The following is a 15,580-nucleotide window of genomic DNA, read 5'->3' as shown; positions in this document are numbered from 1 at the left end:
CGCAAAATTAAAAATTTAACTTAAGCCTGCTCTTCTTTTAGTAATTTAAAAAGTAATGTCAGAGCACTTATGGAAGCTCTTTCAATATTTTGGATCCTTTTATTTCCAAAGTTGAATTTTTTGCTGACCGTTTTAGTTTTTCCGGCTACCGCAATCCAGACAGTACCGACTGGTTTTTCAGTACTTCCGCCATCGGGACCGGCAATTCCACTAACTGATATTGAATAATCAGATTTATATTCAGATTTGGCGCCGATAGCCATTTCCTTTACGGTTTCTTCACTTACTGCACCAAAAGTACTGAGTGTTTGATCTAATATACCAAGCATGATCTTTTTCAGCTGATTGGAATAAGAAACAGCTCCTCCTACAAACACTTTACTACTTCCCGGGTGCTGAGTGATCAGATGAGAAATATAGCCACCTGTACAACTTTCAGCTGTAGATAAAGTTAATCCTTTTGATTCCATCAGATCAAGGATCACTTTTTCAAGGGCTGTATCACTTTCAATGACAACAAATTCACCTATAAGGTCAATTATTTTTTTAGAATAGGAAAGTATTTCTGCATTCAATTTTTCAGCATCCTGACCACTGCCGCTTAGTCTTAATCTTACCATACCTAATTTAGGCAGATATGCCAATTTAATATGCTCAGGAAGTGAATCTTCGACATCTGAAATCTTTTCTGCCAGTATTGATTCACCAATACCTGCAGTCAAAATAGTATGATGATAGATATTGGGCAGCTTAAATGCCCCCTTTATTCTAGGGATCACCAGCTCCTCCATCATATACATCATCTCAAACGGAACTCCGGGCATTGATATATAGATCTTATTATTATTTTCAATCCACATTCCGGGAGCTGTACCGTTCATATTCAGCAGTGTGGTGCAATTTTCAAGAACTTCAGCCTGTTTTTTATTAATATCGGATACCGGGACTTTATACCGGGCGAAAATACGTTCTACATTTTCAAGAGCATCGGTATCAGTCCTTAGCCCTGTTTGAAAATATTCAGCCAATGTTTTCTTTGTGATATCATCTTTCGTCGGACCTAAACCACCAGTAATTAATATTAAATCTGCTCGCTGAGAGGCCTGATGTAAAGTATCCAGAATATGCTGACGATCATCTGAGACTGATGTTATTTGTTTTATCCTGATTCCGGCCAGATTTAGTTTTTGAGCCATCCATGCAGAGTTCGTATCCACGATCTGCCCTATTAGAATTTCATCACCTATAGTTATAATTTCAGCTATCATATCAAAAGTTATTGTACGCATCCCGGCGTTTACTAAGTTTCAGGTCCTGAAGTATCGAAGCTTTAACTCTTAGATCAACACTATAAAACTTATATGTACCTATTGGTGACCATCTGAAAGAGAGGTCCCAGCAATGCAGGTCGCGGTAAATGGAAAACTGAGTTAAACTAAGTTTATTGGCCTGGAAATCATAACCCGAGGTATATTGAACTTTCCATTTTGGCGTAACATTAAAATCTCCAAAAATATTCAACGTGTTTGAAATACTTGACTCAAGTCCATTTTTTGAATAGTTGAAGCTATATGCAGCACTAACATTCCAGGGCACATTGAAATCAACAAAAGCATTTGGATCGCGGCTTATTGCATTTAATTCATCCTGCTGTTGTCTTGATAAGTTCTGTTTGGCTTTATCGATCTCATTCAGATTTTCATTTCTGTTCTTGGCTGCTTTCGAGTTAAGACTAAAGTCGGTGGATAAGCCGAAATTAGTCAGCCTGGCAAGTTTGCCTGATTCAATAGTAAACTTATCGATCCGGTTTCCTGCAGCATCTATTTTGTAAGGATCTAATGTTCCATAAAAATTTATTCCGATCTTCTCTTTGAAAAATGCTGTCCGTCCTGAAAATCCGATCGTTGAAAGTTTGAAATTCTCTGCCGCAAAGTTATAATTACCTGAAAATGAAAGACTTTGAAGTATAGGTATATTTACGGAGCTTTTTGTTGAATCAGCATCAGATCGCACTTTAGCCTCAATATTATTATCTATGCTAAACCCTATTCCTGCCATTCTTCCAGGTGTAGGCGCGCCAAAAACCGGGTTTTCATAGATAGAATAGCGGCTACTTATTTTGGCTGTATCACCCTGTAGATCACGATAATAGCCAAATTTATTTGTTCCAAAATCAGGACGGTAATTAAAATTTGCAGAAGGGGTCATAATATGCCTTAGAGCCATCAGTTTCCCTTTCTTGAAATTGAATTTTCCATATAATTTGGTTGAAAGGCCTGAATTCAGGCTGTATTCATATACTCTGCTGAATCCCTGAATAGTATCGGTGGCCAGGGCGAATCCTGAGGCAACAGGATCCAGCCTTTTGCGGATGGTTTGCATATACCATTTCTCGCTGTACTGCAGTCCTGAATTAAACTGGAAGAATTTTAAGATGTTTAGTGAAAGACTTATTGGAATATCGTGTTGAATTCCATTTCTGAAATCTTTTATGGATTCTTTCTTAAAAAGTTTGTATTCTTTAGTATTAATTGAATTGCTTCCCTGCATACTATAACCTAAACTTAGTCTCTGATACCATTTTTGCTCCCCTGCACGATCTTTTGTATCAAAGGGGTTAATAGTGGTCATGTTTAAACTAAAACGCGGCAGATCCAGGAATACAGTTTGTTGTTGAATGTCCTGACTATGCGAAAGGCTTGAGGAGAAATTAAAGAGCCCGTTAGCAAATACCTTCCCATAACTTATACTGGATGAAAGTGTGTTTCTGGCTATTTCGGTAGGGTTATAAGTTCCGGCAGCTCCGGTGTTGGAAAAATATGAACCGGTTCCGGCATTAACAGAAGCACTAAAAGTTGTCCCGGGATTAGCCAGGGGACTTTGTGAATGACTCCAGGTAAGGTTGAAATCCTTGTTTGGTGTTTTATAAGATGGGGTTCCTTCTACCCCATTTTTGGTTGATGCAAATCTGAAGTTCAGTCCACCGTCATACTTATAATTCTTTCGGTATCGTGCTGCGGTACCTAATTCATAAGATCCTTTGGAATATAAGGTACCCCGTGTTGAAAGATCCCAATAATCGTTCAAACCGAGGTAATAACCCAGATCACGCATGAAAAAACCTCTGGTATCCTCACCAAATGTTGGAAAAAGTAAACCACCGGATCGTCGGTTGGGTTTAGGAAAAAAGCCAAAAGGTACGCCTAATGGCAATGGTACATCTTCAATTACCAGATATGCAGGTCCTGTGATGATCTGTTTATCAGTTGCTATACCTCTGGTGATATGTATTCCAAAATGCGGATGTGGCAAATTACAGGTACTATAAATACCCCTTTTGAAGAAACCCTCATCGTATTGATTCTTCTTGAATTGTGCTGCCTGTAAGTATCCACCTTCTACATCTGTGAAAACGCCAAATGATTTACCCTTTTTTGTTTTATAATTAAAGAACAGAGAATCAGTTGACAAAGGAGGTTCAGCCCCCTGTGTAAGAAGAGGTTTACCTGTATATACCTTTGTTTTTGGATTCGTAATTCCACTGGCAAACAGGCTATTGTTCTTCTGGTCAAGCCTGATATAATCAGCTTCGATTTCAAAATCTTCGTACTTCACACGCCCTTTTCCATACAAAAAGACTATATTGTTAGTCATATCTGCTTTTATTGAATCCTCAGCTGAGTAAGTTACTTTTGAAGTAAAGGTGCCTGAACCGGTTGATTTTTTTGTTACAGTATCCAGTTTTATGGTATCTGATGGCAATGTTGTTGCCTTAACTGCGTTATCAGGTCGTAAAACAGGCCGCTGAGCATAAACAGACCCATTTACGGCAATAGCTATCAAAGCAGCTAAAGAAAAAACGATAAAAATGGGTCTAATAAATTTCAAATTCGATGATGAATACTATTTTTGCAATGATAGATAATAATATGCCCTCAAAATTAATGAAAAATATACCATTGATCAGATACAAATACGTATTACTAACGGTCTTGTTTTTTACATCTGTATTTTCTCACGCAAATAATCTTGACGACACACCCTATAGAATTAAGACAATTGTAGTTGATGCCGGCCATGGAGGCACTGACGGGGCAACAAAGGGAGTATTTTCAAGAGAAAAAGATATAGCCCTTCAGGTTGCCCTACGTTTAGGCAAAGCGATTGAAGAAAATTTAAAAGATGTAAAAGTTGTTTATACCAGAACAACGGATGTTTTTATCCCATTATACGAGCGCATAGGGATTGCCAATCGTAACAAAGCAGATATTTTCATATCAATACATTGTAATTCGATGCCAATTAAAAGGGTTGTCAGCGGATACCGAAAAGATAGCAGAGGCCGTAAAATTCCGATCTACAAAACTGTTCAAAGTACATCTACCAGGGGAACTGAGACCTTTGTGTCAGGCTTTGGCAGACTTGATGAGCAGGATGTTGTGATGCGTGAGAATGAATCAATCCTATTGGAAAAGGATTATAAGGATAATTATGAGGGTTATGATCCCAAAGATCCGGAGAGTATTATCCTTTTATCTTTAATGAAAAATGCTTTTAGAGAGCAAAGTATTAAACTGGCATCCTTTATGCAGGATGAATATATTCAGAGTGGCAGAATTGACCGTGGAGTAAAGGAACAAAGTCTGGCGGTACTGGCTAGAGCAGGAATGCCTGCTGTATTAACTGAAATCGGATTTGTATCAAATCCTGAAGAAGAAGAATATATGAATTCTGATTCAGGTCAAAACGAGATAGTAGCTAATTTATTAAAAGCAATACAAACGTATAAAAAACAGGCTGAACTGGAATAATCAGATAAGAACATGACTATTAAAATGGTCAAATAACAAATTTTTGATCTTGGATCAGGATAACGAAATTTAAAATATTGATGAAAATTACAAATGAAACCAAAGTTGGTGTATTAGCCGCAGTAGCCATTACCATCCTGATAGTAGGTTATAGTTTTTTAAAGGGCAATGATGTATTTTCAACAGAAAATGAATTTTATGCTAAATACGACCGTGTTGATGGTTTAGCAACATCTAAACCTGTTATGGTTAACGGCTACCAGATAGGCCGGGTATCTAAACTTACTTTATTGTCTACGGGGCAAATACTCGCTCAATTTAAAATTGATCCTGAATATGCTATTCCAAAAAATACAATCGCCCGTTTAGAAAGCACGGACCTCTTAGGTGGTAAAGCTATAGTTTTTGAGTTAGGTACAGGAAGTGATTTTGCAGAGGATGGAGATACCTTAAATGCTAATATCCAAAAGGGCTTAATGGATCAGGTTGAGCCAGTCCAGAAAAAGGCAGAGCAGATCATTGCCAGATTGGATTCGGTACTTACTTCGGTAAATAGTACACTTAGCCCCGAGTTTCAGAGAAATTTTGACCGGAGTTTTGCAAGTATAGCTAGAACACTTGAAACACTTGAGAAAACAACAAAAACTGTTGATGGCTTAGTTGCTAATCAGAGTTCCAAAATATCTGGCATTATGACCAATCTTGAGTCAATTTCAGCCAATTTCAAGAACAATAACAGTAAGATCAATAACATCATGGATAATTTTGAAAAGGTTTCAGATGATGTTGCAAAAGCTAATTTCGCACAAACTATTACAGAAGCAAATAAGGCGGTTGCTGATCTGCAGGCAATTGTAAACAAGGTTAATTCCGGAACTGGTACATTAAGTCAATTAATTAATGATGAACGGATGTACAATAACCTGAATAATGCGGCAGAAAATCTTGATAAGCTAATGATCGATCTTAAGGCTAACCCAAAACGTTATGTTAGCTTCTCAGTTTTTGGTGGTAAAAAGGATTAACATCCGGTAAAATATAGAAATACAACTTAGCTGAAAAGATTCTGATTTAGTAATGGATTACCTATCTGTCTGATTAGATTTCGAAAGTTTTACCCTCAATTGCCAAAGATGTTTCAGTAAAGATGCTGCTGGCTTCTTCTAAAAGAGGTTCCAGGTCTCTGTATCTGGCAGAAAAATGTCCTATCAATAATTTCTTCACATTAGCTTTTAAAGCAATTTCACCTGCTTGTAAAGCTGTTGTATGAAAAGTTTCTTCTGCTCTTGCCAGCATATCATTCATAAAAGTTGCCTCATGATAGAGCAAATCAGCGTTTGCAATATGATCGATGTATTTCCAGCTGCATACAGTATCGGAGCAATATGCATAGACTTTAGGTTGATCAGCATCTGTAGTTAATTCTTCAGCAGCGTGTATAATCCCTTTTTTATCTGTAAAACTTTGTCCCTTTTTAATGAGAGGGATCATATCTGTAGGTATAGATAATTCTTCAATCTTTTCTTTAATAATTTTTCTCAGGCGTTGCTTTTCGGTAAACTTGAAACCGGTACAGGGAATTCGATGATCAAGAGGAAATGTCTCAACATGTACATCCCAACTCTCAAAGATCATTTCAGGTTTTTCAGAATTTGTTGCTTTGAAATTAATAGGATATTTCAGTACAGTTTGGGATAATTTGAATTGCAAGTCAATAATTTCTAATAAATCAGCCGGACCAAAAATATCCATTGGTTTGGTTCGACCATTTAAATGCAATGAGGAAAGTAAGCCGACAAGTCCCAGATAATGATCGCCATGCAGATGGCTAATAAATATCTGGTCTATCCTATTCGCTTTAAGGCCGAAATGCAACAATTGATTTTGAGTGGCTTCACCGCAATCAATTAACATAAACTTCTCATTAACATTAAGAAGTTGAGCGGATGGATTTCGGTTAAATATTGGGGTTGAAGAACTGCTACCTAAAATTGTAACCTCAAATTTCATGTGCAGTAAATATGAACTATCTTATTTTAATTCTCTTTTTAATTCTTTTTCAATTTCTTCCATAAAAATAAGATCTATTGCTTCATCAACAGTTCCCACAATATTCAGGATATTATCAAGCTGGGAAATAGATATTAATCTGGCTATATTTTCATTGATCCTGGTTAGAATAAATGAACCATCAGAGTTTTTACATATACGATGTCCAACCAGTAAACTACTAAGGCCGGAAGAGTCAGAATATTTTACATTAGTAAGATCAAGTATAATATTTCTTTGTCCTTCAGAATTACAAAGGATTAGTTCAGATTTAAGCTGTGGTGAAATCAAGCTATTCAGCTTGTTTTCATTTAGTTTTATCAGAACATATTTTTCGTGTTTGTCTACAGTGAATTTCATGGTGCTTAAAGATAATTAAACAATTCTTATTTGCATAAATAAATTAAGCAAGTCTGTTCAATGCTTCTATAATATTATTTTCAACTCTTTTAAGGGCATCGGAATGATCATTTTTTATAAACTTATCGCCTGTGATATGTTCATACAATTCAATATACCGTTCAGAAATGGAATTAACGAATTCAGGAGTCATTTCCGGGATCATTTGATCCTCCTTACCCTGGAATCCATTGTCAATTAACCATTTACGAACAAATTCCTTTGATAACTGTCTTTGCTGCTCGTTATTTGCCTGACGTTCTTCGTATCCCTCCTTATAGAAATAACGGGAAGAATCAGGTGTATGTATTTCATCGATCAGATGTATACGTCCATCAGCCATTCCAAACTCATACTTGGTATCTACCAGGATCAATCCAAGTTCGGCAACCATTTCAGTACCTCGTTGAAATAAAGCTCTCGTGTACTTTTCAAGCAATAAATAATCTTCTTCAGCTACAATCTTCCTGCTGATGATCTCTTCTCTTGAAATATCTTCGTCATGCCCTACTGATGCCTTTGTGGTTGGAGTTATGATCGGTTCCGGTAGTTTATCATTTTCTTTCAGGCCTTCAGGCAAAGTAACTCCACAGACCGTGCGTTTCCCAGCTTGATATTCACGCCATGCATGTCCTGCCAGGTATCCTCTGATCACCATTTCAACCTTAAATGGTTCACAGATCTTTCCTATGGTGACATTCGGATCAGGTACATCAATTACCCAGTTAGGAACAATATCAAGTGTAGCCTGAAGAAATTTGGCAGCTATTTGGTTTAATACCTGGCCTTTAAATGGAATGGGTTCAGGTAAAACAACATCAAAAGCGGAAATCCTGTCTGTAACAACCATAACAAGGAACTTATTTCCTATTGTATATACGTCACGAACTTTGCCTTTATAAAAGTGACTTTGCCCTGGTAAATTGAAGTGTGTTTCTTTGATCGCGCTCATCTAAATAGCTTTTTTGTATTTGGTTGTAAAATTCAGAAAAATAAAATTACCACCGAAAATTAATTACTGGATATCTCCGTATGCCCTCAGTATGTTCTTAACCAGCTTATGTCTCACAACATCATCTCCGTTTAAATAAATGATATCAATACCTTTTATCTCTCCTAAAATCTTGAGCGCCGTATTTAAGCCTGATTGTTGTTTCCTTGGTAAATCTATCTGGGTCACATCACCGGTTACAATGAATTTGGCAGTTGGCCCCATTCTGGTCAGAAACATTTTGAGTTGCAGATCTGTTGCATTTTGAGCTTCATCCAGAATTACGAAACAATTGTCGAGAGTTCTACCTCTCATAAATGCTAGTGGTGCAATCTCAATTGTTCTGTTCTCAAGAAAAATTTTGAGTTTTTCTGCAGGAATCATATCGTCCAGCGCATCGTACAATGGTCTGAGGTATGGATCTATTTTTTCCTTTAAATCTCCTGGTAAAAAACCAAGATTTTCACCTGCTTCAACTGCTGGTCTGGTTAATATGATACGCTTTATCTCCTTGTTTTTCAGTGCTCTAACAGCTAATGCAACAGCTGTATAAGTTTTTCCGGTACCTGCCGGACCTATGGCGAAAATTATATCATTTTTAATGATACTATCCACCATTTTCCGCTGATTGGCAGTTCTTGCCTTGATCACAATGCCATTGGGTCCGAAAACAATAGGCTCACCTCCTCCTCCCTTTAATGATGGATTATCTGTTTCAGGATTTTGAGGAATAGTGGTTCCAAGGATTTGCTCCAGATCGTTAGTATTCAGTGATTGAAACTTATCAATATGATTGATTATTTCCTCGAATTTTAATTTGAAGATATTTATCTCTGCTTCATCACCAAGTACTTTTACATCATGGCCTCTGGCAACAATTTTAATCTTTGGAAAATTTCTTTTTATTACCTCAAAATATTCATTGTTTGAACCCCAAATTACTACCGGGTTCACATTTTCGATCGTTATAATAAGTTCGTTCAAGTTGTGCTTATTTTTAGTAGAGAGGTATTTATTTGAGATTAAAGTTGAATATTTGCAACAACATTATCTATAGCAAGAATAACAATAAATATTCACATTTTAAATGGCAATAATAACTTTAACGACCGATCTGGGACATAAAGATTTTTATCAGGCTGCTCTGAAAGGAAGTATCCTGAGCCAGCTTGCTACAGCCAATATTGTGGATATCAGTCATGATGTTTCTGCATTTAATATTCCTCAGGCAGCGTTTATTTTAAAGAATGCATTTTATTATTTTCCTAAGGGTACGGTACATTTAATAGGAATTGATTCAGTATTCAATGAAAAAACACGTTATCTGGCATTAAGTTACCGTGGACATTATTTTGTTGGCTCAGATAATGGGATTTTCTCACTTCTTTTTGACGAAGAACCTTCTGAGATCGTTGAGTTAAACATCATGCAGGATTTAAAGTACCTCCATTTTCCTTTATCAGATATTTTCCCAAAGGCAGTCAGTCATTTAGCTAAAGGTGGAAAACTAACTGAGATTGGTTTGCCCGTTTCCGGAATAGAAGAAAAAATGACCATTCAGCCAGTAATTGAGCGCGATATTATAAGAGGCAGTGTTATATACATTGATTCATTCCAAAATATAATCACCAATATCACCAAAGAAATATTTACAACTGTTCAGCGGAACCGTGACTTTACTCTGTTTTTCAAGAGAAATGAATCTATTTCTCAGTTGAGCTGGCATTATAATGAAGTTCCGGAGGGTGAAAAGCTTTGTCTATTCGGGATTAGTAATCATCTTGAGATTGCGATCAATAAGGGAAATGCAAGCGGATTATTAGGGTTGCACCTGGGAGATATTGTCAGAATAGAGTTCAAATCATGATTACAAGAATCGTTAAAATGACATTCCTGCCCGGTAACATTGAAGGCTTTAAGGAAATATTTTACGAATCTCAAAAACTAATCAGGGCATTCGATGGTTGTATTCGTTTAGAACTTATGAAAGATATCAGCAACGAATGCATTTTTTTTACTATTAGTCATTGGGAAAATGAGGAAAGCCTTAATACCTATAGAGATTCTTATCTTTTCAAAAATACATGGTCGAAGGTAAAACCATTGTTCTCTGAAAGAGCGCTGGCATGGAGTTTATCCCCTGATCAACAGAAATAGCATGAGGATAGCCCTATTAACCCTTTTCACCTTACTTTTGACAGGAACTGAACTACTTGCCCAAAACGATAGTTCAGCTTATCAAACACAAAGATTAAAGATAAATAAGCTTCTTGATCAGCGAAGTGAAAGCTTTGGTCAATATGAGAGCAGTCTTGGAGCGCGCAGTGGCATATTCGGACTTAAAACTAAAAGAGATATGCAGGCATCAAATGATATTCTGCGACAGATCGTATTGACAGACAATGATATTTTCTCTGAATTAAAGGTCTTGCTTGATTATAAAGATCTTGAAAAAACTGAAGTGCAAACACGTGCAGAAACTGTGGAAGGCCGTATTGAAAGGTATCAGTCTACCATTACCCGTCTTCAGCAGGAGAATCAGAAATTACGGATAGAATCAGAAAAGCATATTGCCTATCAGGAGAAACAATTTAATTATCTTATACTTCTGATCATCGCTTTAGCCCTATCTGCTTTTTACATTTATAAGCAAAAAAAATTACCTAAAGGTGATACCAAAGGATCAAAGAATATCTAAATAAAGCTATTTTTGCCTTCGCCATAATTTGGCTAACAATCCCTTAAACAAACATGGCACGTGCTCGATTAAATAGCGGTAACGCTCAGGCTGAAGAACTTCCAAAAGCTAAGATCAATAAGGAAAGTTTAAAGCAGGTAATGAGATTATTACTGTATCTCAAACCATACCGTACTAAATTTTTCCTGGGCCTTGCCTGTCTTATCTTTTCCAGTGCCAGTTCCTTTCTTTTCCCATTACTTATGGGACGATTGATCGGTACAGGTGCTCAGGCTGCTCAGGGCGGGAAAATGGTGCCCAATGAAATTCTTGATATTTTTCCAACAGATATAAACACCGTAGCTCTTACTCTGCTTGGCGTATTATTCATTCAGGCCATTTTTTCATTTTACAGGATAAACTGGTTCGTAGAAGTAGCTGAAAAGGGACTTGCAGACATACGAAGAGACACTTATCATAAATTGATCACGCTTCCGATGAACTTTTTCTCTCAGCGGAGAGTTGGAGAATTAAATAGCAGGCTATCTGCAGATCTCTCTCAGATTCAGGATGCCATAACTACAACCCTGGCCGAAATGATCAGGCAGGTGATCATATTTACCGGCGGTATTATTTTCCTGGTTTTAGTTTCAGGGAAATTAACATTAATGCTGCTCGCTGTATTACCTGTTCTGGTGGCTGTGGCAGTAGTTTTTGGTCGTTTTATCAGAAAACTAAGCAGACAAGCACAGGATAAACTTGCCGAATCAAATACGATTGTTGAGGAGACACTTCAGGGAATTTCTAATGTAAAAGCATTCGTAAATGAAGCATTCGAAGTAGGGAGATACAATAAAAGTATTCGCGAGGTTGTTAAGATCGCAATGCGTGGTGCGAAATTCCGTGGTGTATTTGCCTCCTTTATCGTTTTCTGTTTATTTGGAACCATCGTTTCTGTTGTTTGGTATGGATCTCATTTGGTGCAGGCCGGAGAGATAAGCATTGCCAGTATGTTTACCTTCATCCTGCTTTCCACATTTGTTGGTGCAGCAATGGGCAGTTTCCCCGAATTATATGCAACAATGCAGAAAGCATTTGGAGCAAGTGAAAGGGTATTGGAAATTCTGGCTGAAGAGAATGAACCGATATCGATGGATGATGAAAAAAATGTTGTTATTAATCATATTCAAGGTAATCTGGAATTCAGAGATGTAGTTTTTGCATACCCTTCCAGAAAAGAAATAACCGTTTTGAATGGGGTATCCTTTGAAGCCAAAAAAGGTGAAAAAGTGGCTATAATTGGTCCTAGTGGTGCAGGAAAATCAACCATAGCCGGACTTATCCTTCGGTTTTATGAAACTCAGGGTGGCTCTTTGTTATTTGATGGGAAACCATCCACTGATTTTTCATTGACAGATATTCGAAACCAGGTGGCCATCGTACCACAGGATGTTCTATTATTTGGAGGTACAATACGTGAAAACATAGCATATGGTAGATTAAACGCAAGTGAGGAAGATATAGTTATTGCTGCTAAACGGGCAAATGCACATGATTTTATTATTGGTTTTCCTGAGGCTTATGACACCTTAGTTGGAGAAAGAGGGGTAAAACTTTCAGGAGGTCAACGTCAGCGTATTGCTATTGCAAGAGCTCTTTTAAAGGACCCTGCCCTATTAATACTGGATGAAGCAACATCATCTCTGGATTCAGAATCAGAACGTTTGGTACAGGAGGCTCTTGAAGAATTAATGAAAAACCGGACCTCGATCATCATTGCTCACCGACTTTCAACTATCCGTGAAGCAGATAAGATCGTTGTTCTGGAGAAAGGAAAAGTAGTGGAAAGCGGCAATCATTCAGAGTTAATGAAAAACCAGGAAGGTTTATACCGTTACCTTAGTCAGTTACAGCTGGAAAGCCAGGAAATAAAGTCTGAATAAGTACCTCTGTTTTTTAATATATATCTATATTCAAAAATTCTGAATAATATATGAAGTTAACCATTTGGGGTGCTGCCAGACAAGTTACAGGCAGTATGCATTTACTAGAAACAGAAAATTACAGCATCCTGATTGATTGTGGATTAGATTATGAAAAGGATACCTGGGTTGAGGAGAACGAGCAATTTCCTTTTTCTCCTTCTGAAATAGATCTTGTAATTCTTACACATGCACATATAGATCATTCCGGAAATTTACCTACACTGGTCCGTTTAGGTTTTGAAGGACAGATTTTATGCACAGCTCCTACTGCTGACCTGACGGAATTGCTTCTACTTGATTCTGTCAACATCTTCCTTAGCAGGCAAAGGAAAACCCGCAAAGGGAAAAGGGGATTTTCTACAGGTCCAAAACCTCTATATCTTCAAAAGCATGTGATGGAAACTGTCGATCGTTTTGTAACGATCGCTTTTAATAAACCATTTCGAATCAATGGACAGATCAGTCTGACATTTATACCAGTTGGTCATCTTTTGGGTGCAGCTGCTGCGGTATTCACTATTGAGGAGAATGGGGTGAAGAAAACTATAGCCTTTAGCGGAGATATTGGAAGAAAGAATTATCCCGTTCTACAGGACCCTGAACCACTTCCGGAGGTTGATTATCTTATTTGTGAATCAACATATGGCGGCAGATTGCACAAATCAACTCAAAGTGTTGAAGAATTATTGACTGAAACTGTCAATGAGGCTTGTGTAAAATCACCCGGGCGACTAATTATTCCTGCATTCAGTGTGGGTCGTACCCAGGCATTGGTTTATTCACTTAACAAGATATTCAGTAAAGGCCTGCTCCCAAGGATCAAGGTGTTTGTGGATAGTCCGATGGCTACTTACGCTACCGATATATTTAGAAAACATCACCAGCTGGTGAATCAGGAAGCTCAGGAATTTTACAGGAGTTCCGGCGATGAGTTTGAGTTTGAGAATCTGGACTATATTCAGGATATGAATGCAAGTAAAGCCATATCAAATTACTATGAACCTTGTATCATTATTTCTTCTGCCGGGATGCTGGAGGGCGGCCGGATACAGGATCATTTGTATTACAATATTTCAAACTACTATTGTACCATCCTTTTCATCGGATATTGTGCTAAAGGAACGCTAGGGCATCGACTGCTACGCGGAGATCCTGTTATTAATTTAAGACACAGAGAATTGTCGGTTTTTGCAACCATCAGGCAAACAGACCTTTTCAGCGGACATGGTGATCATAAAGACCTGGTGAATTTTGTGAAGCAACAGCCACAGGAGAAATTAAAGAAGGTTTTCCTGGTACATGGAGAAATAAATTCGATGGAAAGCCTTTGTACATCCTTAATTGAAGAGAATTACCAGGTTGAAATTGCGAAGAAAGGTATCACCTATCAGCTTGATTGAAGCTTAGTTTATTTGGTGGATCAATAATCCAACATCAAATTTAGGTTCAAACCAGGTAGATTTTGGAGGCATAACTTCACCTTCATCTGCAACCTCCAGAAGTTGTTCAATACCAGTAGGATACAGAATAAATGCAACATCAAATTTGCCGGTATCAACTTCGTTCACCAGGTCAGTTAATGGTAATTTCCCTCCCCTATAACTGATCCTTAAATCTGTACGGGGATCAGAGATATTTAACACCGGAGATAAGATATAATCCTGGAGGATAGAAACATCCAGCTTTGCAAGCGGATTGTTTGTCTGAATAATTTCAGATTTTGCCCTTATTTGATACCAGTTACCTTCAAGATACATACCAAATTCATGTATATCTTCAGGATTTACAGGTTTGCCTGATTCCTTAATAAGGAAGTTTTTTTCAAGAGATTTTAAGATATCATTTGTTGATAAACCATTCAAATCTTTAACCAGCCTGTTAAATCCATAGATTCTAAGCTGATCAGTACTCATATAAACAGAAGTAAAGAAATTATACTCTTCATTTCCCTTATGTTTTAGATTGAGCTTGCGGCGCTGTATGCCTAATAAGGAGGCGGCCGCAGCGCGATGGTGTCCATCAGCAATATAGGTAGCTGAAAGCTTTGAAAATTCATTCAGCAGGTTATTTAAAGTGACCTCATCATCAATTTTCCATAAGCGATGTTCTGACTCTTCTTTAGAAAAGTGAATTTCGGCCTGTTTAATAGTTGTCTCCCTGATAATTGATTCGATCTGTTCAACGGCAGGGTAAGTGATCAGTACCGGATTGGCATCTATACCTGTCTGCTGAAGATAATCGATCAGAGATTGTTCGCGGTCAGCGCTTGTTAGTTCATGCTTTTTAACCACATTATTCAGGTAATCATCAATTGATGTAATTGTCCATATACCTGTTTGAACAAGTCCCGATCGAACCACCTGATACACATAAATGGCAGGCTTAGCATCCCTTACATATATTCCCTTTTCTAAAAAGTCCTCGAAATTCTCATTGATCTTTTTAAATGCAAGTTCATTTTTTGAACCCATTAAAAAAAGGTTATCCAGTTTAGGGACAAGCATATTCACAAAAGAATATGGATTTCCCTGCCGAATAACCTTTGCATCAGATATACTTAAATTCTCCAGATTGATTACAACCTGTCCTGCATTTGCCTGACTGGGATGTATTCCTCTGAAAGGTTTGATCTTTGGCATTCAATAAAAATTATACAATTACCAAACCT

Annotated in this window: 14 protein-coding genes; 7 read left to right on the top strand and 7 right to left on the bottom strand. The window is 37.5% G+C overall.

Features of this window, described 5'->3' with window-relative positions; genetic code table 11:
- Positions 1 to 20: 20 nt before the first annotated feature.
- Positions 21 to 1,268 (bottom strand): competence/damage-inducible protein A, encoded by a 1,248-nt coding sequence (locus tag BLR27_RS14010; RefSeq protein WP_090705941.1) that lies wholly within the window; start codon positions 1,266 to 1,268, stop codon positions 21 to 23.
- 1 nt (position 1,269) lies between these two features.
- Complete coding sequence (locus BLR27_RS14005; RefSeq protein WP_245704527.1) at positions 1,270 to 3,888, bottom strand: putative LPS assembly protein LptD; 2,619 nt, start codon at positions 3,886 to 3,888, stop codon at positions 1,270 to 1,272.
- A 5-nt stretch (positions 3,889 to 3,893) separates the two neighbouring features.
- On the opposite strand from BLR27_RS14005, the gene BLR27_RS14000 reads away from it, so the two are divergent.
- Both BLR27_RS14000 and BLR27_RS13995 read left to right on the top strand, forming a co-directional pair.
- A complete protein-coding gene (locus tag BLR27_RS14000; RefSeq protein ID WP_245704526.1) occupies positions 3,894 to 4,811 on the top strand; it encodes an N-acetylmuramoyl-L-alanine amidase family protein in 918 nt (305 codons plus the stop codon).
- Between the two features lie 80 nt (positions 4,812 to 4,891).
- Complete coding sequence (locus tag BLR27_RS13995; protein WP_090705891.1) at positions 4,892 to 5,836, top strand: MlaD family protein; 945 nt, start codon at positions 4,892 to 4,894, stop codon at positions 5,834 to 5,836.
- A gap of 73 nt (positions 5,837 to 5,909) precedes the next feature.
- On the opposite strand, the gene BLR27_RS13990 is transcribed toward BLR27_RS13995, so the two are convergent.
- The 4 genes from BLR27_RS13990 to BLR27_RS13975 form a co-directional block, all read right to left on the bottom strand.
- Positions 5,910 to 6,821 carry a ribonuclease Z gene (locus BLR27_RS13990; protein WP_090705890.1) on the bottom strand — a complete coding sequence of 304 codons (912 nt, stop codon included), beginning with the start codon at positions 6,819 to 6,821 and terminating at the stop codon, positions 5,910 to 5,912.
- 21 nt (positions 6,822 to 6,842) lie between these two features.
- A complete protein-coding gene (locus BLR27_RS13985) occupies positions 6,843 to 7,220 on the bottom strand; it encodes an STAS domain-containing protein (RefSeq protein ID WP_090705888.1) in 378 nt (125 codons plus the stop codon).
- A gap of 43 nt (positions 7,221 to 7,263) precedes the next feature.
- Complete coding sequence (locus tag BLR27_RS13980; RefSeq protein WP_090705887.1) at positions 7,264 to 8,211, bottom strand: phosphoribosylaminoimidazolesuccinocarboxamide synthase; 948 nt, start codon at positions 8,209 to 8,211, stop codon at positions 7,264 to 7,266.
- A gap of 63 nt (positions 8,212 to 8,274) precedes the next feature.
- Positions 8,275 to 9,234: a PhoH family protein gene (locus BLR27_RS13975; protein ID WP_090705883.1), complete on the bottom strand. Its 960-nt coding sequence runs from the start codon at positions 9,232 to 9,234 to the stop codon at positions 8,275 to 8,277.
- A gap of 103 nt (positions 9,235 to 9,337) precedes the next feature.
- Between BLR27_RS13975 and BLR27_RS13970 the strand changes: the two genes are divergently transcribed.
- The 5 genes from BLR27_RS13970 to BLR27_RS13950 are packed head-to-tail and all read left to right on the top strand — an operon-like array spanning position 9,338 to position 14,312.
- Positions 9,338 to 10,117, top strand: coding sequence for an SAM hydrolase/SAM-dependent halogenase family protein (locus tag BLR27_RS13970; RefSeq protein ID WP_090705881.1), 780 nt, complete (start codon positions 9,338 to 9,340; stop codon positions 10,115 to 10,117).
- On the top strand, positions 10,114 to 10,407 hold the full coding sequence (locus tag BLR27_RS13965) for a putative quinol monooxygenase (protein ID WP_090705879.1): 294 nt from the start codon (positions 10,114 to 10,116) through the stop codon (positions 10,405 to 10,407). Before BLR27_RS13970 ends, BLR27_RS13965 begins: the two co-directional genes overlap by 4 nt.
- A 1-nt stretch (position 10,408) precedes the next feature.
- Entirely contained in the window at positions 10,409 to 10,948 is a 540-nt protein-coding gene (locus BLR27_RS13960) for a hypothetical protein (protein ID WP_176767709.1), read from the top strand.
- Positions 10,949 to 11,001: 53 nt separating this feature from the next.
- Positions 11,002 to 12,870 (top strand): ABC transporter ATP-binding protein, encoded by a 1,869-nt coding sequence (locus BLR27_RS13955; protein ID WP_090705877.1) that lies wholly within the window; start codon positions 11,002 to 11,004, stop codon positions 12,868 to 12,870.
- Between the two features lie 50 nt (positions 12,871 to 12,920).
- Positions 12,921 to 14,312 (top strand): MBL fold metallo-hydrolase, encoded by a 1,392-nt coding sequence (locus BLR27_RS13950; RefSeq protein WP_090705875.1) that lies wholly within the window; start codon positions 12,921 to 12,923, stop codon positions 14,310 to 14,312.
- A gap of 3 nt (positions 14,313 to 14,315) precedes the next feature.
- On the opposite strand, the gene BLR27_RS13945 is transcribed toward BLR27_RS13950, so the two are convergent.
- On the bottom strand, positions 14,316 to 15,551 hold the full coding sequence (locus BLR27_RS13945; RefSeq protein WP_090705874.1) for a DUF1015 domain-containing protein: 1,236 nt from the start codon (positions 15,549 to 15,551) through the stop codon (positions 14,316 to 14,318).
- Positions 15,552 to 15,580: the final 29 nt, after the last annotated feature.

The organism is Daejeonella rubra (assembly GCF_900103545.1).
Lineage (GTDB): Bacteria > Bacteroidota > Bacteroidia > Sphingobacteriales > Sphingobacteriaceae > Daejeonella > Daejeonella rubra.
Note: the sequence above shows the minus strand (reverse complement) of the source record. Positions and strands in the feature narration are given on the sequence as shown.